Origin of the sequence: Parerythrobacter lutipelagi (genome assembly GCF_005434975.1) — a bacterium.
GTDB classification, from domain to species: Bacteria; Pseudomonadota; Alphaproteobacteria; order Sphingomonadales; family Sphingomonadaceae; genus Parerythrobacter_A; species Parerythrobacter_A lutipelagi.
The window spans coordinates 644,874-670,519 of the sequence record NZ_SKCJ01000002.1; the positions used below are offsets into that span (position 1 = coordinate 644,874).

Annotated in this window: 27 protein-coding genes and 1 pseudogene; 13 read left to right on the plus strand and 15 right to left on the minus strand. The window is 61.3% G+C overall.

What is annotated here, in order from left to right:
- The gene (locus E0502_RS11450; protein WP_137678133.1) at window positions 1-1,788 is read left to right on the plus strand and encodes an AmpG family muropeptide MFS transporter; all 1,788 of its coding nucleotides are present in this window, start codon (window positions 1-3) and stop codon (window positions 1,786-1,788) included.
- On the opposite strand, the gene E0502_RS11455 is transcribed toward E0502_RS11450, so the two are convergent.
- From E0502_RS11455 to trpB, 7 genes and pseudogenes are all read right to left on the minus strand, one after another.
- Window positions 1,766-3,100, minus strand: coding sequence for a bifunctional folylpolyglutamate synthase/dihydrofolate synthase (locus E0502_RS11455; RefSeq protein ID WP_137678134.1), 1,335 nt, complete (start codon window positions 3,098-3,100; stop codon window positions 1,766-1,768). The two genes, E0502_RS11450 and E0502_RS11455, sit on opposite strands and share 23 nt — an antisense overlap.
- Before the next feature lie 4 nt (window positions 3,101-3,104).
- A complete protein-coding gene (gene accD / locus E0502_RS11460) occupies window positions 3,105-3,953 on the minus strand; it encodes an acetyl-CoA carboxylase, carboxyltransferase subunit beta (protein WP_137678135.1) in 849 nt (282 codons plus the stop codon).
- 3 nt (window positions 3,954-3,956) lie between these two features.
- Window positions 3,957-4,742 carry a tryptophan synthase subunit alpha gene (trpA, locus tag E0502_RS11465; protein WP_137678136.1) on the minus strand — a complete coding sequence of 262 codons (786 nt, stop codon included), beginning with the start codon at window positions 4,740-4,742 and terminating at the stop codon, window positions 3,957-3,959.
- Window positions 4,743-5,237: a hypothetical protein gene (locus E0502_RS11470; RefSeq protein WP_137678137.1), complete on the minus strand. Its 495-nt coding sequence runs from the start codon at window positions 5,235-5,237 to the stop codon at window positions 4,743-4,745.
- Between the two features lie 111 nt (window positions 5,238-5,348).
- Window positions 5,349-5,492: pseudogene (locus E0502_RS15475) on the minus strand (tryptophan synthase subunit beta); the annotation flags it as partial.
- 32 nt (window positions 5,493-5,524) lie between these two features.
- Complete coding sequence (locus E0502_RS11480) at window positions 5,525-5,932, minus strand: endonuclease domain-containing protein (RefSeq protein ID WP_137678139.1); 408 nt, start codon at window positions 5,930-5,932, stop codon at window positions 5,525-5,527.
- Window positions 5,933-6,064: 132 nt separating this feature from the next.
- Window positions 6,065-7,276: a tryptophan synthase subunit beta gene (gene trpB, locus E0502_RS11485; protein WP_192895955.1), complete on the minus strand. Its 1,212-nt coding sequence runs from the start codon at window positions 7,274-7,276 to the stop codon at window positions 6,065-6,067.
- A gap of 218 nt (window positions 7,277-7,494) precedes the next feature.
- Between trpB and E0502_RS11490 the strand changes: the two genes are divergently transcribed.
- Entirely contained in the window at window positions 7,495-7,959 is a 465-nt protein-coding gene (locus tag E0502_RS11490; RefSeq protein ID WP_137678140.1) for an outer membrane protein, read from the plus strand.
- Between the two features lie 66 nt (window positions 7,960-8,025).
- Here E0502_RS11490 and E0502_RS11495 read toward each other — a convergent pair whose 3' ends face one another.
- Entirely contained in the window at window positions 8,026-8,661 is a 636-nt protein-coding gene (locus E0502_RS11495; RefSeq protein WP_137678141.1) for a phosphoribosylanthranilate isomerase, read from the minus strand.
- A 123-nt stretch (window positions 8,662-8,784) separates the two neighbouring features.
- Between E0502_RS11495 and E0502_RS11500 the strand changes: the two genes are divergently transcribed.
- The gene (locus E0502_RS11500) at window positions 8,785-9,339 is read left to right on the plus strand and encodes a helix-turn-helix domain-containing protein (protein ID WP_137678142.1); all 555 of its coding nucleotides are present in this window, start codon (window positions 8,785-8,787) and stop codon (window positions 9,337-9,339) included.
- Between the two features lie 152 nt (window positions 9,340-9,491).
- On the plus strand, window positions 9,492-9,923 hold the full coding sequence (locus E0502_RS11505; RefSeq protein ID WP_137678143.1) for a hypothetical protein: 432 nt from the start codon (window positions 9,492-9,494) through the stop codon (window positions 9,921-9,923).
- Window positions 9,924-9,926: 3 nt separating this feature from the next.
- Here the strand turns inward: E0502_RS11505 and E0502_RS11510 are convergent, their stop codons facing one another.
- From E0502_RS11510 to purB, 4 genes are read right to left on the minus strand one after another with little or no spacing between them, the layout of a single operon-like run.
- Window positions 9,927-10,784, minus strand: coding sequence for an SIMPL domain-containing protein (locus tag E0502_RS11510; protein WP_161593774.1), 858 nt, complete (start codon window positions 10,782-10,784; stop codon window positions 9,927-9,929).
- Window positions 10,785-10,820: 36 nt separating this feature from the next.
- Window positions 10,821-11,495 (minus strand): orotidine-5'-phosphate decarboxylase, encoded by a 675-nt coding sequence (pyrF, locus tag E0502_RS11515; RefSeq protein WP_137678145.1) that lies wholly within the window; start codon window positions 11,493-11,495, stop codon window positions 10,821-10,823.
- Window positions 11,492-11,905, minus strand: a complete 414-nt coding sequence (locus E0502_RS11520; RefSeq protein ID WP_137678146.1) for a DUF1049 domain-containing protein — start codon at window positions 11,903-11,905, stop codon at window positions 11,492-11,494. Before E0502_RS11520 ends, pyrF begins: the two co-directional genes overlap by 4 nt.
- A gap of 50 nt (window positions 11,906-11,955) precedes the next feature.
- Window positions 11,956-13,269: an adenylosuccinate lyase gene (purB, locus tag E0502_RS11525; RefSeq protein ID WP_137678147.1), complete on the minus strand. Its 1,314-nt coding sequence runs from the start codon at window positions 13,267-13,269 to the stop codon at window positions 11,956-11,958.
- A gap of 222 nt (window positions 13,270-13,491) precedes the next feature.
- On the opposite strand from purB, the gene E0502_RS11530 reads away from it, so the two are divergent.
- Window positions 13,492-16,284 carry a DUF3857 domain-containing protein gene (locus E0502_RS11530; protein ID WP_137678148.1) on the plus strand — a complete coding sequence of 931 codons (2,793 nt, stop codon included), beginning with the start codon at window positions 13,492-13,494 and terminating at the stop codon, window positions 16,282-16,284.
- 9 nt (window positions 16,285-16,293) lie between these two features.
- On the opposite strand, the gene radC is transcribed toward E0502_RS11530, so the two are convergent.
- Entirely contained in the window at window positions 16,294-16,992 is a 699-nt protein-coding gene (gene radC / locus E0502_RS11535) for a RadC family protein (RefSeq protein ID WP_240049030.1), read from the minus strand.
- A gap of 80 nt (window positions 16,993-17,072) precedes the next feature.
- Between radC and E0502_RS11540 the strand changes: the two genes are divergently transcribed.
- The 8 genes from E0502_RS11540 to E0502_RS11575 all read left to right on the plus strand — a co-directional run bounded on the left by E0502_RS11540 (window position 17,073) and on the right by E0502_RS11575 (window position 23,758).
- A complete protein-coding gene (locus E0502_RS11540; protein ID WP_137678150.1) occupies window positions 17,073-20,321 on the plus strand; it encodes an intermembrane phospholipid transport YdbH family protein in 3,249 nt (1,082 codons plus the stop codon).
- Between the two features lie 74 nt (window positions 20,322-20,395).
- Complete coding sequence (locus E0502_RS11545) at window positions 20,396-20,581, plus strand: YnbE family lipoprotein (protein WP_137678151.1); 186 nt, start codon at window positions 20,396-20,398, stop codon at window positions 20,579-20,581.
- 25 nt (window positions 20,582-20,606) lie between these two features.
- Window positions 20,607-21,002, plus strand: coding sequence for a YdbL family probable chaperone protein (locus E0502_RS11550; protein ID WP_137678152.1), 396 nt, complete (start codon window positions 20,607-20,609; stop codon window positions 21,000-21,002).
- A gap of 186 nt (window positions 21,003-21,188) precedes the next feature.
- Window positions 21,189-21,524, plus strand: coding sequence for an AtpZ/AtpI family protein (locus E0502_RS11555; RefSeq protein WP_137678153.1), 336 nt, complete (start codon window positions 21,189-21,191; stop codon window positions 21,522-21,524).
- 50 nt (window positions 21,525-21,574) lie between these two features.
- Window positions 21,575-22,354 (plus strand): F0F1 ATP synthase subunit A, encoded by a 780-nt coding sequence (locus E0502_RS11560; protein ID WP_137678792.1) that lies wholly within the window; start codon window positions 21,575-21,577, stop codon window positions 22,352-22,354.
- A 46-nt stretch (window positions 22,355-22,400) separates the two neighbouring features.
- A complete protein-coding gene (locus E0502_RS11565) occupies window positions 22,401-22,628 on the plus strand; it encodes a F0F1 ATP synthase subunit C (RefSeq protein ID WP_040964046.1) in 228 nt (75 codons plus the stop codon).
- A 76-nt stretch (window positions 22,629-22,704) separates the two neighbouring features.
- Window positions 22,705-23,199 carry a F0F1 ATP synthase subunit B family protein gene (locus tag E0502_RS11570; protein ID WP_137678154.1) on the plus strand — a complete coding sequence of 165 codons (495 nt, stop codon included), beginning with the start codon at window positions 22,705-22,707 and terminating at the stop codon, window positions 23,197-23,199.
- A complete protein-coding gene (locus tag E0502_RS11575) occupies window positions 23,192-23,758 on the plus strand; it encodes a F0F1 ATP synthase subunit B family protein (RefSeq protein WP_137678155.1) in 567 nt (188 codons plus the stop codon). The genes E0502_RS11570 and E0502_RS11575 overlap by 8 nt, the downstream gene beginning before the upstream one ends.
- A 59-nt stretch (window positions 23,759-23,817) precedes the next feature.
- Here E0502_RS11575 and E0502_RS11580 read toward each other — a convergent pair whose 3' ends face one another.
- Together E0502_RS11580 and gloB are read right to left on the minus strand one after the other, a co-directional pair.
- Window positions 23,818-24,792 carry an NADPH:quinone oxidoreductase family protein gene (locus tag E0502_RS11580; protein WP_137678156.1) on the minus strand — a complete coding sequence of 325 codons (975 nt, stop codon included), beginning with the start codon at window positions 24,790-24,792 and terminating at the stop codon, window positions 23,818-23,820.
- Between the two features lie 5 nt (window positions 24,793-24,797).
- Window positions 24,798-25,553, minus strand: coding sequence for a hydroxyacylglutathione hydrolase (gloB, locus tag E0502_RS11585; RefSeq protein WP_137678157.1), 756 nt, complete (start codon window positions 25,551-25,553; stop codon window positions 24,798-24,800).
- Window positions 25,554-25,646: the final 93 nt, after the last annotated feature.

Sequence of the window (25,646 nt, forward strand, 5' to 3'; positions counted from 1 at the left end):
ATGGCCGAAGCTGCGGCAGTGAAGAAGAAGAAACCGGGCATTCGCGAGGTCATCCGCGCACTGGGCAACCGCAAGGCGCTGTACATGCTGCTGTTCGGTTTCGCCTCCGGCCTGCCGTTATCCCTGTTCCTCGGTACGCTTTACGCGTGGCTGACCGAAGCGGAGGTGGAGCTGGAGACGATGGGCGTTTTCTCGCTCATCGGCCTCGCCTATGCGTTCCAGTTCCTGTGGTCGCCGCTGATCGACAAGGTCAACATCCCCGGCTTCGCGAAACTCGGCAAGCGCAAGCAATGGATGGTTCCGGCGCAGATCCTGCTCGGCATCATCCTTGTTGCGCTGAGCTTCAGCAATCCGACCGACAGCAATATGGGCTGGTTCAGCCTGCTCGCCGGGATCGGCGCGTTAGCCAGCGCGACTCAGGATATCGCGATCAACGCCTGGCGGATCGACGTCGCGGACGAGGTTGCCACCCTCGATATGCTCTCGACCATCTACCAGATGGGGTACCGCTTCGCCGCTCTGGTCGGCGGGGCAGGGGGCCTGATTATCGCCGCCCGGATCGGGTGGCCGCAGACCTATCTGTGGATGGGGGCGGTCCTCTTGCTGATCGGTATCGCGGGCCTGTTCGCGCCCGACCGCAAGACCGGCGATGTCGAAGACGGGCTGGCGGAAGACGAATTGATGCTGAGCCTGCGCAGGAAGGGCGAATTGCGGCCCGATATCCGCGCCAAAGCGCTGGCCGTCGTCGGCCTGCTGTGGGCGGGTGCCATCGGTGTGGTCCTGACTTTCATGTATATGTCGCTTGCCTTCGCGCCGGAGGATCGGCCCAACCCGACCGATTTCACCCTCGGCTGGGGGCCGTGGATCATTGTTGCCACTGTTGTCATTCCTGCGCTGATCGCGGGCTGGCTCGCCTCGCAAAAGGAGCGCGGTGAAAATGTGCTGGCCGAAGACGCGCCGGCGGTGGGCGGCCGGGCGTTTGCGATGGATCATCTTTACCGCGCGCTGGTGATGCCGTTGGTCGAATTCGTCGGCCGGATGGGCTGGTCGCTGGTGCTGATCCTGTCGCTCGTGCTGACTTACCGCATCTGCGACGCAATCTGGGGGACGTTCGCTTACCCGTTCTACCTCGGAGAACTCGCCTATACGAATGACGAAGTCGCCTTTGCATCGAAATTCTTTGGCGTGTTCGCGATCATTCTGGGGCTTGCGCTCGGCGGTTACATGCTGACCGTGATCGGGCGAATGGCAACTTTGACCATCGGTGCCTTGCTCGCCGCGCTCACCAACCTGCTTTACGCCGATATGGCCGTTGGCGGGCAGCGTATGCAGGCGGCGAGCGATGCCATCGGTTTCACCCGGCTGATCGAGTTCCTGGCACCGTTCGGATCCGAGGGGCTGGCGCGCCTGACCTTCACGATCATGTGGGAGAACCTCGCAATCGGCATAGCGGGCGCTGCGTTCGTGGCCTGGCTCAGCTCCATCGTGTCGAAGAAATACAGCGCGGTGCAATATGCGCTGCTCTCTTCACTCACCCTGCTGGTGGGCACGCTCGGACGCGGTGCGTTGGGCAAAATGATCGAGGACCGCGGTTATTTCGATGTTTTTGTGTTCACCACACTGATCGGCTTCCTGGCGGTTGCGCTGTGCATCGCCGAATGGATCCGGGTGAAGCGTTTCGGCGCGCGATCGGGCGTGGTGACACCGGATGCGGCTGAACTTGTCTCTACGGAACCGGAGGCGATTGCCGGTGAACCGGTCGCCGCTACTCGGGAAGCTCCGCGTTGAGGCGCAGAACCTCACCCGCGAGGTAAAGCGATCCGGCGATAAGGACGCGCTCGTTCGCTCGAGGGGGATCGTTGCGCAGCCAGTCGAATGCCTGCGTCACTCCGTCACAGGGGTAGGATCCGGAAAGCGCGAAGATATCGTTGGCGAGGCGGCACAGGTCTTTGGGATCGTGGTGTTCGTGACCGGGCACCGGGACCGCACAGAATCGTGTAACCCGGCCTTTGAACGGGGCAAAAATGCACGCAGGATCGCGGTTCTTGAGGATGCCGGATATCATCACCAGCGGACCATCGCCGGTGGATTGCGCCAGCACCGCAGCGGACTGGGCATTGTGCGCTCCGTCGAGGAGAACGGGTACTCCAACACCGCGCGTCAGCGGCCCTTCACCCAATTGCTGCAATCGCGCCGGCCAGTGCGCGTTCTGCAAGCCCTTACGGATCGCGTCTTCCGAAATCCCCAGACCGGAAACCTGGAGCATCGCAATCGCCAGGCCGGCGTTCTCTACCTGATGCGCGCCGGATAAACCCGGACGCGGCAGATCGAGGACCGATCCGAATTTGGAGCGGTAGTGAAGCGCACCTTGTTTCTTTTGCATGTACCAGTCGGTGTACCAGACTGCTGGTTCAACTTCCCGTACCTGCCTCTCGATAGCCCGTTCTGCCTTTGGGTCCTGCTTCAGGCACACGAACGGCACACCCGGCTTGATGATTCCGGCTTTTTCGAACGCGATTCGCGCGATCGGATCTTTTGGCACGCCGTCTTCCGGCGCGAGCAGGAAGCGTTCGTGATCGATGCCCAGCGCGGCGATACCGCAGGCGGCGAGCACATCCGGCTCCAGCACATTGGTCGCATCGAACCGTCCGCCCAGGCCAACTTCGACCACGCAGGCGTCAGCAGGTGTGCGGCTGAAAGCGAGGAAGGCTGCGGCGATGGTGGTCTCGAAGAAGCTCGGATTCAGCCCCTCGGCCGCATCGAGAACTTCCTCCAGCAATTCGGCCAACGGACCGTCCTCGATCAGTCTGCCCGCGAGCCGGATGCGTTCGTTGTAGCGCACGAGATGCGGGCTGGTGGTGACATGCACCCGCTTGCCGTCGGCCTCCAGCATGGCGCGCAGGAAGGCGCAGACCGAACCCTTGCCGTTGGTCCCGGCGACATGGAATACCGGCGGCAGGCGCTTGTGCGGATTGCCCAGCCGCGCGAGCAATTCGCGCGCCGTATCGAGCCCGAGCCGCCCCTGCGGCAGGCTCAGTGCTGCGAGCCGGTCAAGCTGCGCCTGGACGCGCGGGTCATCCGAGCGCCCGAAATCGCGCATAGGGTCAGGCAGCCGCAGCCGGTTGCAAATAGCCCAGCAGGCTGGCCAACGTCTCGCGCAGGTCATGGCGGTGGACGACCATGTCGACCATGCCGTGCTTGTGCAGATATTCCGCGCGCTGAAACCCTTCAGGCAGCTTCTCGCGAATCGTGTCCTGGATTACCCGCTGTCCGGCAAATCCGATCAATGCGCCGGGCTCTGCAATATGGACATCACCCAGCATGGCATAGCTGGCAGTGACGCCGCCGGTGGTCGGGTCGGTCAGTACGACGATATACGGCAGGCCGGCCTCTTTCAGGCGGCGCGTCATCACGGTCGCCTTGGGCATCTGCATCAGGCTGAGAATACCCTCTTGCATCCGCGCGCCGCCTGCCGCGGTCACGACGATGTAAGCGCATTTGCGGTTCAGCGCGCGCTCCGCACCTTGGCAGAACGCGGTGCCCACGGCCATGCCCATCGATCCGCCCATAAACCCGAAATCCTGCACCCCAACGACGGCCGGATGGCCTTCGATCGTGCCCGATCCGACGCTGAATGCGTCTCTATGCGGGTTCTTGGCGCGGGCTTCCTTGAGCCGGTCGGTGTATTTCTTTGTGTCCCTGAATTTCAGCGGGTCCTCGACAACCTCGGGCTGTTCGAGCACGTCGTAGCCCAGATCGAGCAGCTGCCGCAGCCGCTCGTCCGCACCGATGCGTTCGTGGTGGTCACAGCGCGGGCAGACCTGCTGGTTCTCCTCGATCTCCTTCGCGAAGACCATTTCCTGACAGGACCTGCACTTGACCCACAGATTGTCGGGCGTCTCGCGCTTGTTGCCGAAGGGGAGCGAATTGCGGACTCGGGTTATCCAGTTCATGGCTTAAGCCTTTGCCGCCGAATGCACCGCCTTGGCAAGGCTTGCGGTAAGCTCGCGCAGTTTTGACGGGGCATCCGCGCCGTGTTCGCCGACCAGTTCAACCAAAGCCGAACCGACGACCACGCCATCGGCAACCTGCGCGATTTCAGCCGCTTGCTCAGGTGTCCTCACACCAAATCCCACTGCGACAGGAATATCGGTCGACTGTTTGATGCGGCTGACATTGGCTTCGATCGATCCAATCGCCGCCTGCTGCATGCCGGTGATCCCGGCGACTGCGACGTAGTAGAGGAAGCCTTCGCTGCCTTCGATCACTTGCGGCAACCGCGCCGCATCGGTGGTTGGCGTGGCAAGCCGGATCGGTGCGATCCCGGCAGCGCGCAATTGCGGGCCGAGCGCATCATCCTCCTCGGGCGGAATATCGACGCAGATCACCCCGTCGACACCCGCATCACTGGCGGCGGAGGCAAACCACTCCGGCCCGCGCCGGATCATCGGATTGGCATAGCCCATCAGCACCAGCGGTACATCGGGATGGCGATCGCGAAACTTGCGCGCAATGCGCAAGACATCCGCGGTGGTGGTGCCCGCACCCAGCGAACGAATATTCGCTGCCTGGATCGCAGGGCCATCGGCCATCGGATCGGTGAAGGGCATCCCCAGCTCGATCACATCCGCGCCGCCTTCGACCAGCGCGTCGAGATTGGCCGCCGTGTCTCCGTCGCCAGCAGTGACGAAGCAGACGAGAGCAGGGTGGGGTTTGCTGAAGGCGGAAGAGAGGCGGGTCATCTAGACTTTCGAAAAACGGGAGTGGGCCGCGTGGGCGAGCTTGCAACAGCAGATGACGATCATAGTCAAGCTTAGGATGTTCAGCGGGTAGCGGATCAGCCAATGCGGTCCGTAACTACCATGCGGTCCGAAGTAGGATGGGTAAGGTATGAACTCTTCAAATTGGCGGAATGCCGTCAGAACCATCAGCGTTGCAGTTAAAGAGCCAAGCACAAAGAAAGCACGATAGGATAGGATTGCTCGCCAAAGTTTTCGCGCGGGCCGCCGCTCTTCGAGCAGATCGCCAATGTGCCATGGCATAGCGACAAACATGCAGCCGAGGAGAAACACCTCAAGAGAACTCGCAAGAGAAAGCAGGCAAAGCGTGCGATCCTCTGCCAGAACGCAAAACCGACTTTGGGTGTAACTGGCGACATAGGCCGCAATCGTCAGACCGATCAAGACGCCCATGCTGGTCAGCCAGCGGAGCAGCTTGTGGCGATATTCGCTGGTCACGCGCGTGAGAGCTCCGGATGTTTGCCAAGTGCTTCCGTCACTAGCCAGCGCGCCATGGTTGGTAGTGCGGACAGCGCGCTGTCCCGCGCTTCCGCGCGCGGATCGTGGCCCTCAGCCGCGCAGGTCATGGGCCGGGCAGGTTGTTGTCATCCTGTCGCCGCGGCCGCACAAATTGGCGACGAAGATCTGGTCCTGGCGCATTACTTTCGATCGTTTCGTAATGGCGGCGATCGCGTGGCTGGGTTCGAGCGCGGGGTGGGGGTTAGCGAAGGCGGAGGCGAGGCAGGTCACAGAGCCCTCTCCCCTTCAGGGGAGAGGGTTGGGAGAGGGGCGCAGGATTGCAAAGTGTCAATAACCTTACCCAGTTGATCCAACACTCCATCCAAATTCGTCAAAACGTCATGATTTGCGAACCGGATCACCGTGTAGCCTTTGCTTTCAAGAAAGTGTGTGCGCTGAGCGTCATACTGTTGCTGTGAAGAATGTGCATCCCCATCAAGTTCAATCACGACCTTGGGTTCGTTGGCGGAGAAATCGACGATATAGCGATGATTGTCGTCCTGGATGACTTTCTGGCGACGAAATTTGATGCCCTTGAAGCGCTTCGCCCGAAGTTCAAGCCAGAGGCGCGTTTCCGGCTCTGTCATCTCGCTGCGCATTTTTCTCGCGCGATTTCTCAGCTCAATGTCACGCATCCCCCTCTCCCAACCCTCTCCCCTGAAGGGGAGAGGGTTGGGAGAGAAGATAGACGGTTCATCTTTCCCGCCACTGAAGCCAAAGCCCAAAAAATGCGTCGAAAGCGCATACGGCTCGTGAGGAAGGAGACATCAAATCTCCACCCCGAGCTTCTCAGCCACGGTGAAAATATCCTTGTCGCCGCGGCCGCACAGGTTGGCGAGGATGATCGCATCGTCGGGCATTTCCTTCGCCCGTTTGGTCACCGCCGCGATGGCGTGGCTTGGTTCGAGCGCGGGGATGATGCCTTCGGTCCGGCACAGTAGCTGGAATGCGTCCAGTGCCTCGTCATCGGTTACCGCGGTGTATTCGACGCGTTCCATGTCCTTGAGCCAGGCGTGCTCGGGGCCGATGCCGGGGTAGTCCAGCCCTGCGCTGATCGAGTGGCCTTCGGTAATCTGGCCGTCATCGTCCTGCAGCAGATAGGTCTTGTTGCCATGGAGCACGCCGGGGAAACCACCGAGCAGGCTGGCGGCGTGTTCGTCTCCATCCAGCCCATGCCCCGCCGCTTCCACGCCGAGCAGCTTTACCTCGGGGTCGTCGAGGAAAGGGTGGAACAGGCCAAGCGCGTTGGAGCCGCCGCCGATGCAGGCCACTGCCAGGTCCGGCAGGCGGCCAGTGCGGCTCAGCATTTGCGCGCGGGCTTCGATGCCGATCACGCTTTGAAAATCGCGGACCATCTCCGGATAGGGATGGGGGCCCGCAGCCGTGCCGATGATGTAGAAAGTGTCGTGGACATTCGCGACCCAGTCACGCAGCCCTTCGTTCATCGCGTCTTTCAGCGTGCCGCGCCCGCTGGTGACCGGCACGATTTCCGCGCCGAGCAGCTTCATGCGGAAGACATTGGGTTGCTGACGGCGGATGTCCTCTGCGCCCATGTAGATGACGCAAGGCAGGCCGAAGCGTGCGCAGACAGTGGCCGTGGCAACCCCGTGCTGGCCCGCGCCGGTTTCCGCGATGATGCGGGTCTTGCCCATGCGCATGGCGAGCAGGATCTGCCCGATGCAATTGTTGATCTTGTGCGCGCCGGTGTGGTTGAGCTCGTCGCGCTTGAACCAGACTTGCGCGCCGCCCAGCGCTTCCGTCAGTCGCTCGGCGAAATAGAGCGGGCTGGGGCGGCCGACATAGTGTTCGAGCAGATCGTCGAACTGCGCCTTGAACGCCGGATCGGCCTGCGCTGCGCGGTATTCACGCTCCAGATCGAGCACCAGCGGCATCAGCGTTTCGGCCACATAGCGCCCGCCGTAATCGCCGAAATGGCCGCGCTCGTCTGGTTGTGTGCGGAAGGAATTGGGAGAGTTCATAGCGCCAATGCGATTGGCAGAGCTGCACGGCGCTGTCCAGCGGGTAGAGGCGGTTGCAAAACCTTGCTCGCGGATTAACACAATGTTGCAAGAATGCGACAGATTCGAAAAGTCGGAAGTTTGGCGAAACTGTCAGTTGAAGTTCAGCATTGTGATCCGATGTAACACATCTGCCGTCCATCCCCCTTACCGGACGGTGAAGTTTGAAAGGAATATTTATGCGCAAGATTGCAATCGCAGTTGTAGCGGCCGCCGCGGCATTTTCCGCCCCGGCTTTCGCACAGGACGCAAACGGCGAAGGCCGTGTCGAAGCCCGTGGCGGTATCGCCTGGGCCAATGGTGAAGAGGAAGCCGTTGCCGGTGTTGCAGCGGGTTACGACTTCAACCTTGGCGAAGCAGCATTCGTAGGTGTCGAAGCGTCGGCTGATCACCTGCTGGCCGATGGTGCCGATTTCGTCTGGGGTGTCGGCGGCCGCGTCGGTGCCAATGTGGGCGAGCGTGGCAAGCTGTTCGCAGCGGGCGGCTATGCCTTCGGTGAAGGCGAAGACGTGCCCTATCTGGGCGCGGGCTACGAGCACAAGATCACCGATGGCGGTGTCTACCTCAAGGCCGAATACCGTCACTTCTTCAGCGACTTCGTGGACGTGAACACCGCCGCTGTCGGCGTCGGCTTCAAGTTCTGATTCGTTCAGGCCACCGATTACTAGAGAAGGGCGGTCCTGCGGGGCCGCCCTTCTTCCATGCGCCGCTCAGGCGGTGCGCGCGGCCTCGCAAAATGCCGCGATTTTGGCGGGATCCTTGAGCCCCGGCGCGCTTTCGACGCCCGAGGACGTGTCGACCATCGCGGCACTGGTAGCGCGGATTGCCTCTCCGACATTGCCCGCGTCCAGCCCGCCGGCGAGGCCCCACGGGATCGTGTGGTCGAACTGCGCGAGCAACTGCCAGTCGAAGGCTTCGCCATTGCCGCCCGGAAGTGCCTTGGCCGGGGCATCGAACAGCAGCCGGTCGACCGACCCTGCGAAGCGGCGCGATTTTTCCAGGGTTGCCGCATCCTTGACGCCCAGCGCTTTCCAGACTTCGACACCCATCTTGTCGCGCAGCAATGCCGCCCATTCCGGTGTCTCGGAACCGTGCAGCTGGATGATGTCGGGTTTGACCGCGTCGAGCGCGGCGGACATCAATTCGATCTCCGCATTAACGGTCAGCAGCACGACCTTGACGCGGCCCCGTGCCAGAGCACGCAACCGGCCGGCTGCTGCCAGATCGATGTGGCGCGGACTTGGCTCGAAATGCACCAGCCCGATGTGAGTCGCGCCCGCTGCAATCGCAGCCTCAACGGTTTCAGGCGTTGATAGCCCGCAAATCTTGATCTCTGTATGGGTCACGGAGCACTCCTAGCGCGGATTGCCGCATCCGCCAAACGCGCATGTCCATTTTCCGCCAGCGGTAATAATTCCTTATAAATTTCATGTGATTGAAGCCGGGATTTTACAAACGAAGGGGGTCACATGAATATCTTTGCCGGAACCGGGCTTGTCGCAGTAGCGGGTGGATTGCTGTATGTTTTTGCGCAGCCCAGCGCGCCCGATGTCTACAACATGCCGGTCGGGACTGCCTATACGCAGCTCGCCAATGTCGATTTCGGGGAACTGACCGACGGGCAGAAGGCAGCGAAGATCCAGTACAGCGCTCGCGGGAACGGCAAAGACAAGGTTTTCTGGACCACTCGGGGCAGCCATGTTCGGGTTGAATGCGAGTTGTCTCTTCAGCCGGCGCCAGAAGCTGCTGACAGCACCCATGTGACGGTTACCTGCAACGGGGGCTCGGCTTCTGATGGTGCTGCCTCCGGGATAGCGCACAACATGCACCGCAACACTGTGATCGAGCGTCTTGACGCTGCCCTGACCGGGCGACCGTTCGATCGCGAGCGTGCTGGCCAGACGGCGTATCGCTGGCCTGGCGACGGCGTGGAAGGCGGCTACGCAAACGCAGTGGGCAAAGCGATAGAAATGGATCACGAAATGCGCCAACAGAAGGCCGAATGGCAGAAGAGCGCCCGCTAGTTCTCCAGATCGGATTCTTGCGTTTCGGCGCGGGCTTGCTCGGCTGAACGCCAGTCAGGCGGGAAGCGCCAGAATGTCGCGCCTGTCCTATCCACGATTTCGCCTGCGCTACTATTAAGGTCAGCGGGTCGATTCTCGGGGAGGGGAAAGTCATGCCCACTGTGATCAGGAATTACGCGCTCATACTGCTGGCCGCCATCTTGGCGGCGTGCAATCCGATGGAGCAACTGGCCGATGGAGAAGGTGCCGTTGCCGAATTTCACCAGCGGTTGAATGCAAGCGACTTCGAAGCGATCTGGAATGACAGCCACAAGGATTTCAAGGCCTCGGGCGCAAGAGACAGCGCGCTGGCTTTCCTTGCCGGAGTGCATGAGCGGATGGGCGCGGTAAAATCGACCAGTCGTCAGTCCTTCAACATCAACTCCAACAACGGCGTGACAACAGTGAAGGTGACGCAGAAGACCGAATTCCAGAGGGGTAGCGCGACCGAAACGTTTGAATTTGTCCGCAATGGTGAGCGGTTGCAGCTGTGGAACTACAACATCAATTGGGGCGCCAGTGGCGCGGCTGAAGCCGCAGAGTAGCTGCTATTCCGGAGCGAGTTCGAACATCAGGCCAACACGGCTGCTGATGTTGAGCTCGCCCGGAGAAACGGAGGTCGGCGAATCATAGTCTTCGGCCATTGCTTGATAGAAGCCGAACTGGTTCCTCGGTGCGCGCGAGGTCAGGCCCGAAGTACGGCCTTCGTCGATCATGATAATCCGCACCACGCGCATTCCAGCTGCAGCGGCATACAGCTCTGCCCGGCTGCGCGCATCAGCGATGGCCTTGGTGCGCGCTTCATTCTCGGCATCGCGTGAATTTTCGATCATGAAATTGGGGCCATCGACGGTGTTTGCACCGGCTCCGACCAAGGCATCGATCGTCTCGCCGAAATCGCCCAGCTTGCGCTGGCGAAGAGTCAGCGCGTTGGTGACGCGATAGCCGACGATTTTGGGCGGTTCCTTCTTGCGCGGCCCCACAGGCATCTCCATCGCGGCCGCTTCGACTTCCATCACGGCAGCTTCGACCGCATTGTAGCTTTCGATCGCCAGATATTCCTCACCGCGATCATTGCTCATGATCGGCCGGATCGAGATATCGCTCGTCTGGATGTCCTTATCCGCGATCCCGCGCCGTTTCACTGCTGCGATGAGTGACTGCATCGTGCGCGCATTCTGCCGCAATGCCTCCTCGGCACTGGCACCGACGGTGGTAACCCCGGCGCTGAAAGTCGCCAGATCCGGCGCGCGGCGGACCTCGCCTTCGCCATTGAGCGTAAGCACGGTGTTCCCCTCGTCGACCGGGTCGAGCGCGAGGATTCCGAGACCCTGAACGCTTTGCGCGCTTGCTGGCACTGACAGGATAGCAAGACCTGCTGCTGCGGCTAGAAACAGATTTTTCATGAGTGCGACCTCTCCCAAATTGGTCATGCTGGAATGTTACAAAGTGGCCTCGATATCGCGCGCGGCTTGCAGGGGATCGTCTGCACGGCTGATCGGGCGGCCTATCACCAGCACGCTGGCCCCGTCATCGCGCGCCTGACGCGGGGTGACAACGCGTTTCTGGTCTCCGGTCGAAGCACCCGCCGGGCGCAAGCCAGGGACGACGAAAAAGCCCTTCTTCCACTGCTTGTGGACCGCACCGACTTCCTGGCCGGAACAGACGATGCCGTCCAAGCCCGACGCTTCAGCGAGTTCGGCAAGGCGCATCACCTGATCGTGCGCGCTGCCCGCGACACCGGTGCGAGAAAGATCGCGCTCGTCCAGGCTGGTCAGCATGGTCACGGCAACGACCTTGGTGCCTTCCGCCGCTGCAGCTTTTGCATCTTCCATCATCGCGCGTCCGCCGCTTGCATGGACGGTCACGATCTTGGGTTCGAGAACATGGATCGCCTGCATGGCGCCGGCAACGGTGTTGGGGATGTCATGGAACTTCAGATCGAGAAAGATCGGCAAGCCAACCTGCGCAATTTCGTGGACGCCGTGGCTGCCGTGGGCGCAGAAGAATTCCAGACCCAGTTTGAGCCCGCCGACATGCGATTTGACTATGGTCGCCAGCGCTTTCGCGGAATCGAGGGTCGGCAAATCGAGGGCAAGAAAGACCGGGTTGCTCACAGTGAGGAGAGGTCCGATTTGTCCTCTTTCGAGGTTGGCTGGGTTGGCGGCGCTGCTGGGGGAGGCGCTGCTGGGGGAGGCGCTGCTGGGGAAGGCGCTGCTGGGGAAGGGGGGGATGAGCCGAGCGGGGTGCCAGCCTCTTCGCTCGCAGTCCTTTGCGACAGCGTGTTGGCTTGCATCGCGTTCTCGAGCGTCTTGATCCGCCGCTCCAGCCGCCATTTGGTGCCGCGATGCAGCAGCCACATCGGGACGATCCCGAGCAAGAAGGAGACAATCACCAGCGCGGGAACCTTCGTTTCCAGCACCAGATTATCCCATATCGTCACCTCCACCGGTTCCCAGTTGAAGAACGAAAAGCCCAGCAGTGCTACCAGCAGCAGCACCCAGAGCAATGTACGGACGATCTGCATTGGGTCATTCTCCCTTTGCCCAGGATGCTAGGGCGGTTGCCGCGTAAGGTCTAGAGCGCGAACACGCGGTCGAAGATCGTGTCGACATGCTTGAAGTGGTATTCGAGGTCGAACTTGTCCTCCAGCTCCTCGATTGACAGCGCCGCGGTTACTTCGGGGTCCTGCTTGAGCAAGTCGAGCAACATCATCGCGCCATCCGATTCCCACACCTTCATCGCATTGCGCTGGACGAGGCGATAGGCATCCTCGCGGCTGACCCCGGCTTGAGTCAGCGCCAGAAGGACACGCTGCGAATGGATCAGCCCGCCCATCCGGTCCATGTTCTTCTGCATCCGCTCAGGGTACACGAGCAGCTTGTCGATCACCCCGGTCAGACGCGCGAGCGAGAAGTCGAGCGTGATGCAGGCGTCGGGGCCGATGAAGCGCTCGACCGAGGAATGCGAAATATCGCGCTCATGCCACAGTGCGACGTTCTCCAGCGCCGGCAGGGCATAGGCGCGGATCATCCGCGCCTGTCCCGTCAGGTTCTCGGTCAGGATCGGATTGCGTTTGTGCGGCATGGCGCTCGAACCCTTCTGGCCGGGCGAGAAATACTCTTCCGCCTCGAGCACTTCGGTGCGCTGCAAATGGCGGACTTCCACTGCGACACGTTCGATCGATCCGGCGATCACAGCCAGTGTGGCGAAGAACATCGCGTGCCGGTCGCGCGGGATGACCTGGGTCGAGACAGGCTCGATGCTCAGGCCGAGCCGCTCCGCCACGTGCTGTTCGACCGCCGGATCGATGTTGGCGAAAGTGCCCACGGCGCCGGAAATGGCGCAGGTAGCGATTTCCTCACGCGCGGCTACCAGCCGTTTGCGGCAGCGGGCGAATTCCGCATAGGCTTGCGCCAGCTTCAGTCCGAAGGTCACAGGTTCGGCATGGATTCCGTGGCTGCGGCCGATGGTCGGGGTGTATTTGTGCTCTTCCGCGCGGCGTTTGATCGCGGCCAGCAGCAGGTCGAGATCTTCCAGCAAAATGTCCGCCGAGCGCGCAAGTTGCACAGCCAGTGTCGTGTCGAGCACGTCGGAGCTGGTCATCCCCTGATGCATGAAGCGCGCTTCGTCGCCGACATTCTCCGCAACCCAGGTGAGAAAGGCAATCACGTCATGTTTCGTCACCGCTTCGATTGCGTCGATCGCTTCCACGTCGATCTTGGGATCGGTCGCCCACCAGTCCCACAATGCCTTGGCCGCGCTGTCCGGCACTACGCTCAGTTCGCCAAGCTTCTCGGTCGCGTGCGCTTCGATCTCGAACCAGATGCGATAGCGGGCTTCGGGCTCCCAAATGGCGGTCATGTCGGGGCGGGCGTAGCGGGGGACCATGTTCGACTCCGTGCGAAGGTGAGCGTCGTGCAATTGCGCATGCAGTTGCAGTTAAGAATTTTGGGGCGGCTAGGGCGGCTGGCAGCGGTTGGCAAGAGAGCGCCGGGTTCGTCCACCGGTCGCAGGCACGCCTGCCACAGGAATAGCATTGCATAGCAAGGTCCAAACTGTAGGGTAACACCATGACGCGGCAGCAGTTCTGTCGCTCGACAGGGGTCCTCGATGTATCGATTGATTGGCTGCTCAGCCGTTGCCATTTTTGCTGTCACCGCGCCGGCCAATGCCGGAGAAGCGGTTCTTTACGAAGCCGCGCCCGATTGGGTCGAGCCGATACTGCTCGATGATGCGACTATCGAGGACGGGCCGAGCGAACAGCTTTTCGATTGGCAGCACCGGCTCGAAAACGGGATGGTGCAATCCTACAACGACCGGATTGTACGGATCGACAATCCGGAGGCGCTGACATCCGAAGGAACGCTGAAATTCGACTGGTCGCCGGACAAGGGCGATCTGTTCATCCACCGGCTGGAGATCGTGCGGGGCACTGAAACGATCGACCTGATCGAACAGGGCGTCGAATTCGACGTCATCCGCCGCGAGGAAAATCTCGAACGCCGTCTGCTCGACGGGCGGTTGACTGCGACCGTTGCGGTTCCTGGCCTGAAAGAAGGTGATTTGCTGCGGGTCGCGCATTCGATCACCGTCGACGATCAGGCGCTCGGCGAAGAAGTGCAGGTTGTGCAGTATCTGCCGCCCGCGCCCTGGCGAGTCGGTGTGGGCCGTGCCATCGTCAGCTGGCCTGCAAGCGAAGATATCGGCTGGAAAGCGGGGCCATTTGTCGACCTGCCGGAGGTGCAGCAGCGCGACGGGTACAAGATCCTCGAAATCGGCATTCCTATCGCCAAGCGCGAAGACATGCCGAACGACGCACCCACACGTTTTCGTGCGCCGCCATTGCTGCGGGTTGGCAGTTTCGACAGCTGGCAAGACCTGTCTCGCGTGATGGAGCCGCATTTCACGAAAGCGGCGCAAATCGAGGCGGGCGGTGAGGTTGAGACGCTTGCTGAAATGATCATGGCGCAAACCACCGATCCGAAGGAACGCGCTGCGCTGGCGACGCAGGCAGTGCAAGACGAAGTGAGCTACCTGCTGGACGGACTGGACGGGGGCAATTACCTGCCGCAGGCGGCGGAAGACACGTGGGACAAGCGCTATGGCGACTGCAAGGCCAAGTCGGTCCTGCTGCTGTCCCTGCTACGCCACATGGGGATTGATTCGAATGTCGTGCTGGTGACCACCGGCGGCGGCGATGCGCTGCCGGAACTGCTCCCTGTGCCGGGCAATTTCGACCATATGATCGTTCAGGCGACAATCGACGGAACACATTACTGGCTCGACGGGACAAGCACCGCCACGCGTGTCGGCAACATGGCCGAGGTGCCGCCGTTCTTCTATGCGCTGCCGCTGACCGAAGCCGGGTCGGATCTGGTGCCGATGACCGACCGCCAGCAGGATCATTTCGACATGACCATGCTGATGACGATCGATCAGACCGCGGGCATCGACCTGCCGATGATGTTCACCATGGAAATGACGTTCGGAGGCGCGGCGAGCGCGCAGTTCGAGAAGATCGTGGACGAAAACGACCCCGAAACCCGCAAGCAGATCATGAACGGCTTTGCTGGCGGTGAATTCGAAGATGGCCGCGTTACGGATATCGATATCACCTATGACGACGCGAAGGCCATCGGCACGATGCGGGTAAAGGGTGTGGCGGCCTCGACATTCGCTTTCGACGAGGGAAAGATCGTCAATGATCTGGCGATGATCACGTCGAGCATAAAATTTGCCCCCAACCGGGCGCGGCCGATCTGGCGCGATATTCCGGTGGCGACCCGCGGTCCGGCACGCAATCGCTTGGAGATCGAAGTCAAATTGCCGGGAGACGGCAAGGGTTTTGATCTCGATGGCACGCCGACACTGAACGACAGTTTTGCGAATTCGCGCGTCACCCGCACGGCCTCGATCGAAGGCAGCCTGGTAAAGGTGGTTGAAGAATCTGTCTCACTGCTTGGCGAAGTGTCTGTCGCCGATATTCCCGAAGCGCGCCGCAACGCTCTGCGCATATCCAAGGCGGATTTGCGGCTTACCGCGCCCGCCGAGACAACGCGAAGCTGGGAACGCGATCGCGATGAGCTGCGCGCACTGACTGCACCTGCGCTCGCGGCGTACACGAAGGTGGTCGACGAAGCGGATGACGACGATTTCGGACCGCTTATTTCGCGGGCAAACTTTCTCTACGCGACTTACGACTTCGAAGCGGCAGTCGCCGATTACACGAAGGTGATCGAAAATGAGCCGACGACAGACCTGTTCCTGACGCGGGCCGAAGCGCTGGTCTCGCTGGGACGGCTGGACGAAGCGGTGCGCGATATTCAGTCCGCTTACGATCTCTCGCCAGACAACAGCACGGCATTCTGGCAGGCGCAGGTGCTGGCCCGGGCCGATCGCGGTGATGAAGCGATCGAACTGCTCGATTTTCTGCCGATCAATGACGATGATCTCGACAGTTTCACCGATACCAGGGCGATGGTCCTGGGGATCACCGGTGACGTCGAAACCGGTCGGGCGCTTCTGGCAGAGCGGCTGGCGGAAAAGGATGACAATTCGACACTGCTGAATGCCGATTGCTGGTATAGCGGGCTGCACAAGATCGAGCTCGACAGCGCGGTTGCGCGCTGCACGAGAGCGGTCGAGCGCGCGCAATACCCGGCCGGCGTGCTCGATAGCCGCGCGATGGTGCATTACCGCAGGGGGGCATTCGATGATGCGCTGGCCGATCTCGACGCTGCGCTGAAGCTGCAACCGGGCCTCTCGAACTCGCTTTACCTGAAGGGCATCATCCTGCTCGAACAGGGCCGCAAGGAAGGCCGCAAGGATGTCGAAGCTGCGCTGCGCCAGACGCCTGAGCTGAAGGATTATTACGCGCTGTTCGGTATCTCGCCCGACCTCTGACGTCCTGAGTCAGATCAGACCCTTGGAACGCAGCGAGACATGACCGCTGCGTCCGACGATCACATGGTCATGCACGGTTATGCCGAGCAGCCGCCCGGCTTCGGCAATGCGATTGGTGATCTGGATGTCAGCCCGGCTGGGTTCGGGATTTCCGCTTGGGTGGTTGTGGACCAGAATGAGCGCGGTCGCCCCGACATCGAGCCCGCGGCGAATGACTTCACGCGGATGGATCGCCGCTTCGTCGATCGAGCCGTCGCCCACGTGATGGTCCTGAATCAGGCGATTCTGGCTGTTGAGGTAAAGTACCCGTACCCGCTCGACCGTCAGATGTGCCATGTCGATGGTCAGGTAATCGAGCAGCGCCTGCCAACTGCCCAGCACGGGCTTGTCCTGCACTTCGCTGCGCGCCAGCCGCCGGGCTGCAAGGGCGACGCTCTTGAGCGCAGCGGCGCTCGTCTCGCCTACACCTTTGACGGACTGCAATGCTTTGGATTCGGCATTGAGGACATGGGCCAGTGTGCCGAACCGGTCCAGCAATGCCTTGGCGACCGGCTTGGTGTCACCCTGTTTGATCGCTGCAAACAGCAGATATTCAAGCACCTCGTAATCCGCCAAGGCTTCCGCCCCGCCTTCGAGCAGCCGTTTGCGCAGCCGGGCACGGTGGCCCGCGCCATCATGGGCGCCTTTTCGTTGGCCCGTTTCGGTCACGCGGAACCCTGTCCCTTCTGAAGCGCTACATCGGATGCAATGCATTGCCTTTATCAGGTGAGGGGCGCAAGTAGCTGGCAATGGTCGACAATCCCCCGGACGATGCAGATAAGGCGGTTCGCCTAGCGCCGCGCGGCCGCGTACCGCGGTGGCGCTGGATCGTCAGTTTCATTATCGCAGCGGCCATTCTTGGTGTCTGGTTGATGCGCAATCGGCTGGCGGGCGACGTGATCGACGACCAGCTTGCTACCCTCGACCTGCCGGCAACCTACGACATCGAAAGCATCGAACCGGGCAGGCAAGTGCTGACCAATCTGGTGATCGGCGACCCGAAGCAGCCCGACCTGACGATCGAGCGTGTGATCGTGACGCTGGATTACGGGTTGGGGCTGCCTGAGATCGGCCATGTTACGCTCTTGAAACCGCGCCTGTACGGACGATACGATCAGGACGGGCTGAGCTTTGGCAGCCTGGACCGGGTTTTGTTCGCGCCGGATAGCGAAAGCGAAGGCTTGCCCGATCTCGATGTCCAGATCGACGATGGGCGGGCGCTGGTCGAGACGCTGTATGGGCCGGTCGGTGCGAAGGTGCAGGGTGGGGGCAATCTTGCGGGCGGTTTCGCGGCCATTCTGGCGGTAAATGCTCCCGTTCTGAAGGTTGACGATTGCGAACTCACAGCGGCGACCGCTTATGGCGAACTGACGACTTCAGGCGATGGGCTTGGCTTTGCCGGTCCAGTCCGGTTGCGCGCTGCGAATTGCCCGACAATGCGGGTACGGGTGGCCAACGCGACTATGCAGGTCGAAGCGTCGATCCCAACAGATTTCCAATCGGCCAATGTCTCGGCGTCGCTGGAGACAGATCAGCTGGCGTATGGCGACAATGCGCTTGCATCGCTGGCCGGGCCGCTCCGTGTGAACTGGCGCGAAGGTGAGATTGACGCGACCGCAGATCTCGATGCGACACAGGTAAGCGTGAGCGGTTTGCCGCTCCGCCGCGCTGCGCTGGACGGTGCGCTTCGAATGCGGGACGGGTACAGGCGGATCGAAGCGGACGGCTCGCTAGGCGGGTCTGGTGTCGATTTGCACAGCTACGTCGCGGCTCCTCTGCGCAGCGCAGAGAAAATGGGGGAAGGGTCGCTGCTGGCACCATTGCTTGCCCGCATCCGCGGAGCATCAGCACAGCAGCTGCGAGCGACCTCTTTTGTCGCTGATTTCACGGCGCGGTCGACGGACAAATCCTTCAGCCTGGTAATCCCTGCATTGCAGCTGCGCGGTGCTGGCGGGGCGTCGGTCCTGACGGCGTCACGCCTGCAGTATTCCACCGGGCTATCCGGTCTGCCGCGGCTTTCAGGCAACATCCGCAGCGGCGGTGCGGGGCTACCTGAGATCGCCGGACGGATGGAGCGGGACGACAGCGGCAGAACCGTATTCCGCTTGCGTATGCAGCCCTATGCCGCCGGGGCGAACCGGCTCGCCATCCCGGTAATGAATCTTTTCCAGGCAGCCAACGGCACGCTGTCTTTTGACGGACTGGTCGAGGCGGGCGGGGCGCTGCCGGGCGGCTCGGTGCGCGACATGACAATACCGGTCCAGGGGAGATGGAGCTCGGGCGGCGGCTTTGCTCTGTGGGATAGCTGCACCACTGTGGCGTTCGACCGGCTGGAATATGCCAATCTCGTTCTGTCCGATCGCGATCTGCGGGTCTGCCCCCCTCGCGGCAAATCGATTGTCAGCCAGAATGCAGGTGGCGTCTCGATTGCTGCGGGCGTGCCGGAACTGGACCTGAGCGGCATGCTGGCGGGCACGCCGATCCGGCTGAGCAGCGGTCCGGTCGGCTTTGCCTATCCCGGGGTTGCAGTGGCGCGCGATATCGATGTCGCACTGGGGCCGACCGGAAGTGCAAGCCGGTTCAAACTGTCAGGGGTGGAAGCGCGGTTCGATACCGACGGATCGGTGTCTGGTTCATTCGAGGATACGCGGATCGAGTTGGCGGCAATCCCGCTCGATCTGGCCGAAACCTCCGGGCAATGGACCTACCGCGCAGGCGTTCTGGCAATTTCGGACGGTAGCTTCCGTCTGCTTGACCGTCAGCAGCCTGCACGGTTCAGCCCGCTCACCACCCGCAGTGCTACGCTTCAGCTGGCTGACAACGTCATCACCGCCAATGCGGAATTGCGCCACCCCGGCAGCGATCGCATCGTGACCGCCACGCAAATACGGCACAATCTGTCGAGCGCGACCGGCGGCGCGCGACTGACGGTCGATGGCCTGCGGTTCGACGATACGCTCCAGCCCGATCAACTGACCGATCTCGCGTTGGGTGTCGTCGCCAATGTCGAGGGAGTGGTGACCGGCACAGGGCAGATCGACTGGAACGCGAATGAAGTCACCAGCTCAGGCCGGTTTTCTTCCGATGGTCTTGACCTTGCTGCAGTTTTCGGACCGGTGCGCGGCGCTCGTGGCACAATCGAATTCAGCGATCTGCTCAGCCTGACAACTGCGCCTAATCAGACGCTCGCCGTGGATTCGATCAATCCTGGCATCGAAGTCAATGACGGGACGATCAGCTTTTCTTTGCGGGACGGTCAGTTTCTCGGCGTTACTGGCGGAAGCTGGCCGTTTATGGGCGGCACGCTTTCCCTGCGACCGGTGGACCTGAACCTTGGTGCTTCGGAGGTGCGGCGCTACGTGCTGGAGGTCGAAGGCCTCGACTCGGCCATCTTCGTTCAGACGCTCGAACTGGGTAACATTGCGGCAACGGGCATTTTCGACGGGTCCTTGCCGCTGGTGTTCGATGAATTGGGTAATGGCAGAATAGAAGGCGGGACTCTCACCTCGCGTCCCCCAGGGGGAAATCTCTCGTATATCGGAGAGCTGACTTATGAAGATTTGTCGCCGATGGCGGACTACGCTTTCCAGATGCTGCGCAGCCTCGATTACAGGCAAATGGATATCGAGATCGATGGGCCATTGACTGGTGACATCCTGTCCAAAATTCGCCTCGACGGGGTGAAGCAGGGGGCCGAAGCGGATCGCAACTTCTTCACCCGGCAACTGGAAGACGTGCCGATCCAGTTCAACATCAACATCAATGCGCCGTTCTACAAGCTGATCGGCACGCTCAGAGCGATGTACGACCCGGCCTTCGTCAAGGATCCCCGCGAGTTGGGACTCCTGAGCGACGATGGAGTGCGGCTGCGAGAAACAACCACTCAGGAAGACGTGGAAAAGCGCGAGCAGGAGGAAGAGGCTGAGACCGTGCCTGAAATCCTCGGCTTGCCACCAGAAGAACCGGCCATTCAGCGCCGGGAAAGCGAGATCATGTGATAAAGAGTGAGAAATTGACCGCTGTGCACCATGCTGCGAGAAGAACCGGACGATTTGGAAGGGGCATTCTGAGCATGACGAGCAGCGGAAAATGGGCGGTTGGGGCTTTGGGCCCGCTCGCGCTCGCCGGGTGCATCAATGTCAACGCCCCGACCGAGCCGATCGTTATCGAGCTGAATATCAACATCCGCCAGGAAGTGATTTACCGGCTCGCGGAAGATGCGGGCAATACGATTGAAGATAACGCGGATATTTTCTGATGTCCGCCTGTATGAGGAGACCGTGATGCGGAACGCGATTGCAAGAAAGACCACCTTGGCCTTTACGGCTGCCGCGCTGGCTATCGGGGGGCTCTCCACCGCCGCTTTTGCCCAGCGGGACCCGGCCTATGCCGCTGCCCGCGCTGCTGGCCAGGTGGGTGAGAAAATGGACGGGTATCTCGGCGTTGTCGGAGCTGCCAACCCAAGTTTGCAGCGGCTGGTTACCGACATCAACATCAAACGCCGGGCAGTTTACGCCGATCGTGCTCAGGCGACGAATTCCACGATCGAGGAATATGCTTTTACAGCGGGCTGTCAGGCGATCGCCAAGACCGTGCCGGGTGAAAAATATCAGGCCCCGGACGGTGCGTGGAAGACCCGCACGAGCGCTCCGCCCGATCGCGATCCGCGCTGTCCGTAAGGGCAAGGCGCTGTGCGGCACTGCACATGCGGGTGATCCCTTGGGCATGGCGCATGATGCAGTGCAATAAAAGCAACCCTTCAACACCCCGCTGCGGTTGACTCGCAAATGCCCCCCGCCTAAGGGGTCGGCGCCCTCGGCGGGCACCTTTGAGCCTGTGCCGTTTTTCCTTTATCGGAGGTTGGCATGAGCGACGAGAAGCCCGCACGGGAACCCATTGCCGAGGATGCGCGTATCGACGCGCTCGAAGCGCGGTTAAAAGCCGCACGCGAGCGTGAAGATCAGCGCAACCGGCCGCAGGTTTCCGGTTCCGATGCGAATTATCGCAGCGGCAACCGGGTTCTGGCGGATTTGCTCGGCGGGATTCTCGGTGGTGTGTTGATTGGCTGGGTGGTTGACCACTTCGCCGGCACATTGCCCTGGGGTCTGTTGGTTGGTCTGTTCCTCGGAATAGTCGTAGCCTTCAGGAACATTTTTCGTACGGCGAACACCCGCCCCGAAGACCCACCTGAAGAGGGTTGAGGCGGCAGGCAGTTCGAGAGTTTAGGGACGTAACCGACGTGTCAGCCGACGTGGCAGCCGAACCGGCGAAAGTCGATCCGATGTACCAGTTCACCATTAAGCCTTTGGCTGAGTGGGAGATGGCTGGAATCGACATTTCCTTCACCAATAGCGCGGCGTGGATGATGATCACCACGATCGTGCTGTTCCTGTTTGTCCTCGGCGGGATGAAGCGGGAACTGGTGCCCGGGCGCTGGCAGATGGCGGTCGAGAGCTTTACCGGCTTCATTGACGACATGCTCGAAGCGAACATCGGCAAGGAAGGGCGCAAATACGTCCCCTACGTGTTCTCGCTGTTCATGTTCATTCTGTTCGCCAACCTGCTGGGCCTGTTGCCGCTCGGCGTTGTCGGCATTCACCCGTTTACTTTCACCAGTCACTTTACCGTGACCGGCGTGCTTGCCTTGCTGAGCTTTTCGATCGTTCTGGTCGTCGGTTTCTGGAAGCACGGTTTCAAGTTTTTCACGCTGTTCGTGCCGCATGGCACACCAGTGGCGATGATCGTCCCGATCGCGCTGATCGAATTCATCAGCTTCATGATCCGCCCGTTCAGCCTGGCGCTGCGACTGTTCGTCGCCATGATGGCCGGTCACGTGCTGCTGGAAGTGCTGTCGAGCTTTGTGATCGACGGGACCAACGCAGGCCCGCTCTGGGGCGGTGTTGTCGGTCTTCCCAGCTTCCTGCTGATGATCGGCATCTGCGCGCTGGAAATCCTCGTCGCGGGCATTCAGGCTTACGTTTTCGCGCTGTTGACTTCGCTCTATATCAACGACGCTGAACACCTTCACTGAGTTACCAATCAACCGAATTTAAGTAATCAACCCAAAGGAGTTTCAAATGGAAGTAGAAGCTGCAAAGCTCGTCGGTGCGGGTCTCGCTGCCATCGGTGCCGGCATGGCCGCCATCGGCGTGGGCAACGTTTTCGGATCGTTCCTCGAATCCGCTCTGCGCAATCCAGGCGCAGCAGACGGCCAGCAGGGCCGCCTGTTCATCGGCTTCGCCGCTGCCGAACTTCTCGGCCTGCTGGCGTTCGTCGTCGCGATGATCCTGATCTTCGTCGCCTGATCGAACATTCGATCTACGGGCCGGCCCTGATCGGTCGGCCCGCTGATTTTGCGCATTTACCCCGGGACGTAATGCAATGCCCCAGATAGCCCAGTTGCTGGAAACCTATCAGAGCCAGATATTCTGGTTGCTGGTGTTCTTCGGCCTGACCTTTTTCGTTGTCGGCCGCGGGATGGTTCCCAAAGTCATGGACACCGTTGCCCAGCGGGACAAGCAGATCGCTGACGATCTGGCTGCCGCCGAAGCCGCGCGTGCCAAGGCGGACGAAGAAGAGGAAGCCTGGCGGGTGCGTGAAAACGAAAACCGGGCGAACGCACAGGCGTTGATCGCGCAAGCCAAGACCGAGGCCGCTGCCAAGTCGGAGAAAAAGATCTCCGCCGCGCAGAAGCGTCTCGATACCAAGCTTGCCAAGGCCGAGGCCGAGATCGAGGAAGCGTTCAAATCGGCGCTGGCCGAGGTCGAGGATGTGGCTGTCGATGCCGCGCAGGATATCGTCCAGCGGCTCGCCGGTGTGACAGTGACCAAACCGGTTGCGAAGTCTGCTGTGAAAGAGGCAATGGCCAATGGCTAACGGAGCACCCGAAGTCTTCACCACGGACGCGGCGGAAGCCGTCGTCGAGGTCGATAGCGGCGCCGGCAAGCATATCGAACCGGAACTGTTCGGCCTTGCGCCCTATCAGGTCGTTTCGGTCGCCATGCTGGTGCTGATCGCCATCATGATTTGGAAGAAAGTCCCCGGCATGCTCGCCGGTGGGCTCGATTCCAGGATTGCGGCGATCCGTGCGCAGCTTGACGAGGCCAAGGCGCTGCGCGCCGATGCCGAAGCGCTGCGGAACGAATACCAGCAAAAGATTGCCGGTGCCGAGAAAGACGCTGAAGCGATGATGGAAAACGCTCGGCGCGAAGCCGATGCCATCGTCGAGAAGGCTGAAGCCGACAGCGCTGCAATGGTCGAACGCCGCAAGGTGATGGCCGAGAGCAAGATCGCTTCCGCCGAGCGCGATGCAGTGAAACAGGTGCGTGCCCGCGCCGCTGATGCCGCCGCATTGGCTTCGCGCAAGCTGATTGCCGAGAAGCACGATGCTTCTGCCGATCACAAGCTCGCCGACGAAGTGATCGCGAACATCTGACAGTTTGAATGAGCTGGTTATCGAAGGGCGGCCCGAGGGTCGCCCTTTTCGATTCCGGCTTACGGTTCAAGCACGAGCTTCCCGACAATCTCGCCGCGCTGCATCGCTTCGAATGCCTCGCGCCAGCAGGAGAGCGGCAGCCTGCGGTCGATGGTCGGTTTGAGCCGCCGCTCGCTAACCAAGGCATCGATAGAAGCTGAAATGGCCCTGCCGCGTTCCGGGAAGCGGCGCGCATATTCACCCGCGCGAATACCGACAACGGAGAACCCTTTGATGAGGGGAATATTGACGGCGATCTCGGGGATGCGGCCCGAGACAAAACCGATCACCTGCAACTGCCCGCCGAAGGTCACACAGCGGGTGCTTTCGTCGAACACATCGCCGCCCACAGGGTCGAACACGATATCGCACAGATGGCCATCGGTAATGGCGCTGACCTGTTCTCGAAACCGCCCCTGATTGACGATCAGCGCATGCGGATCACACGCTTCGGCAATCCGTGCCAGCTTGTCCTCTCTGTGCGATGCAGCGATGACATGCGCGCCCAACGCCTTGGCAAGATCGCACGCGGCCAGCCCGACACCGCCGCTGGCACCATGCACCAGCACCCATTGACCGGCCTGCAACCTGCCGATTTCGACCAGCGCGGTGTATGCCGTGCTGTAAGCCGCTCCCATCGCCGCGGCCTGTGCATAGTCGAGGCCGGGCGGGATCGGACGCAGGTGCTTTGCCGGCAATACAGCCAGACCCGCCATCCCGCCGGTCTTCGCACCGCCCATGACCCGGTCGCCCGCCTTCAATTCGCTGGCGGGATCAGCCTCCAGCACTTCACCGGCAAGCTCCAGCCCCAGCGTGAAAGGCACCTCCGGCTTGAACTGGTATTTGCCCTGCGTCATCAACAGATCGGGATAGTTGAGCGAGGCCGCATGAACCCGGACCAGAACTTCGCCTGCTTGCCGTTCAGGGTCAGGCAGATCGACCAGGGCAACGCCCGAAAGATCGTCCGATAATTGCTCGACACGCAGCGCTTTCATTGTGGTCAGAAATTGTCCTTGCCGGCGCGCAGGGCGGCAAAGGTCTCATGCGGGGCATCGCCGCCCCATTTTGCCTGCAAGGCGGCATCGTCGGCGCGGAGGAAGGGATTGGTTGCAAGCTCGCGGCCAAGCTCGGTCGGTACGGTCGGCTCACCGCGGGCACGTTTGGTGTCGATCTCAGCGCAATAGGCCTGAAGCGCTGTGTTATCCGGGTCGGCGTGGAGAGCGAACTTTGCGTTTGCCTGGGTGTATTCATGCGCGCAGTAGAGCGTCGTATCGGCGGGGAGCGCCTTGATCCGCTGGAGACTGTTCCAGAACTGCTCGGGCTCGCCTTCGAACATCCTGCCACACCCGAGCGCAAACACGCTGTCTCCGACAAAGGCTATGCCTGCTTCGGGCAGATAATAGGCGATATGCCCATTGGTGTGGCCGGATACGTCGATCACCTGCGCCGTGTGTTTTCCGATCGCGACCGTATCGCCGTGCGCAACCACCCGGTCGGGCTTGTCGAGCTTCTCGACTTCGGCCGGTGCGATGACTTTGCATCCTGTCGCTTGCCTGATCTCGCTGTTTCCGCCCGCATGATCCGGATGCCAGTGTGTGTTCCAGATATGGCTGATGTTCCAGCCCTTGGCCCTCGCTTCGGCGAGGATCTTCGCCGCCTCGGGCGTATCGATCACGGCTGTCTCGCCGCTCTCGCTATCGTGGAGGAGGAATCCGTAATTGTCGGACAGGCAGGGGAACTGATGAACTTCGAGCATGGGGCGACACTACAGTGTCCCCTACAAGTAGGAAAGGCCCGCTCTCCGTGGTGGAGAGCGGGCCTTCCTGATAGCTTCGCAAAGAAGCGGCGG

Excerpts from the sequence above, each read along its gene's own strand:
- E0502_RS11455 (WP_137678134.1), bottom strand. The coding sequence starts at position 3,100 with ATGCGCGATTTCGGGCGCTCGGATGACCCGCGCGTCCAGGCGCAGCTT.
- E0502_RS11480 (WP_137678139.1), bottom strand. The coding sequence starts at position 5,932 with ATGCGTGACATTGAGCTGAGAAATCGCGCGAGAAAAATGCGCAGCGAG.
- E0502_RS11540 (WP_137678150.1), top strand. The coding sequence starts at position 17,073 with ATGGTCGACAATCCCCCGGACGATGCAGATAAGGCGGTTCGCCTAGCG.
- E0502_RS11530 (WP_137678148.1), top strand. The coding sequence starts at position 13,492 with ATGTATCGATTGATTGGCTGCTCAGCCGTTGCCATTTTTGCTGTCACC.
- accD (WP_137678135.1), bottom strand. The coding sequence starts at position 3,953 with ATGAACTGGATAACCCGAGTCCGCAATTCGCTCCCCTTCGGCAACAAG.
- E0502_RS11450 (WP_137678133.1), top strand. The coding sequence starts at position 1 with ATGGCCGAAGCTGCGGCAGTGAAGAAGAAGAAACCGGGCATTCGCGAG.
- E0502_RS11545 (WP_137678151.1), top strand. The coding sequence starts at position 20,396 with ATGACGAGCAGCGGAAAATGGGCGGTTGGGGCTTTGGGCCCGCTCGCG.
- E0502_RS11580 (WP_137678156.1), bottom strand. The coding sequence starts at position 24,792 with ATGAAAGCGCTGCGTGTCGAGCAATTATCGGACGATCTTTCGGGCGTT.
- E0502_RS11500 (WP_137678142.1), top strand. The coding sequence starts at position 8,785 with ATGAATATCTTTGCCGGAACCGGGCTTGTCGCAGTAGCGGGTGGATTG.
- E0502_RS11570 (WP_137678154.1), top strand. The coding sequence starts at position 22,705 with ATGCCCCAGATAGCCCAGTTGCTGGAAACCTATCAGAGCCAGATATTC.
- E0502_RS11510 (WP_161593774.1), bottom strand. The coding sequence starts at position 10,784 with ATGAAAAATCTGTTTCTAGCCGCAGCAGCAGGTCTTGCTATCCTGTCA.
- E0502_RS11565 (WP_040964046.1), top strand. The coding sequence starts at position 22,401 with ATGGAAGTAGAAGCTGCAAAGCTCGTCGGTGCGGGTCTCGCTGCCATC.
- trpB (WP_192895955.1), bottom strand. The coding sequence starts at position 7,276 with ATGAACTCTCCCAATTCCTTCCGCACACAACCAGACGAGCGCGGCCAT.
- purB (WP_137678147.1), bottom strand. The coding sequence starts at position 13,269 with ATGGTCCCCCGCTACGCCCGCCCCGACATGACCGCCATTTGGGAGCCC.
- E0502_RS11520 (WP_137678146.1), bottom strand. The coding sequence starts at position 11,905 with ATGCAGATCGTCCGTACATTGCTCTGGGTGCTGCTGCTGGTAGCACTG.
- E0502_RS11555 (WP_137678153.1), top strand. The coding sequence starts at position 21,189 with ATGAGCGACGAGAAGCCCGCACGGGAACCCATTGCCGAGGATGCGCGT.
- E0502_RS11490 (WP_137678140.1), top strand. The coding sequence starts at position 7,495 with ATGCGCAAGATTGCAATCGCAGTTGTAGCGGCCGCCGCGGCATTTTCC.
- E0502_RS11550 (WP_137678152.1), top strand. The coding sequence starts at position 20,607 with ATGCGGAACGCGATTGCAAGAAAGACCACCTTGGCCTTTACGGCTGCC.
- trpA (WP_137678136.1), bottom strand. The coding sequence starts at position 4,742 with ATGACCCGCCTCTCTTCCGCCTTCAGCAAACCCCACCCTGCTCTCGTC.
- gloB (WP_137678157.1), bottom strand. The coding sequence starts at position 25,553 with ATGCTCGAAGTTCATCAGTTCCCCTGCCTGTCCGACAATTACGGATTC.
- E0502_RS11505 (WP_137678143.1), top strand. The coding sequence starts at position 9,492 with ATGCCCACTGTGATCAGGAATTACGCGCTCATACTGCTGGCCGCCATC.
- E0502_RS11575 (WP_137678155.1), top strand. The coding sequence starts at position 23,192 with ATGGCTAACGGAGCACCCGAAGTCTTCACCACGGACGCGGCGGAAGCC.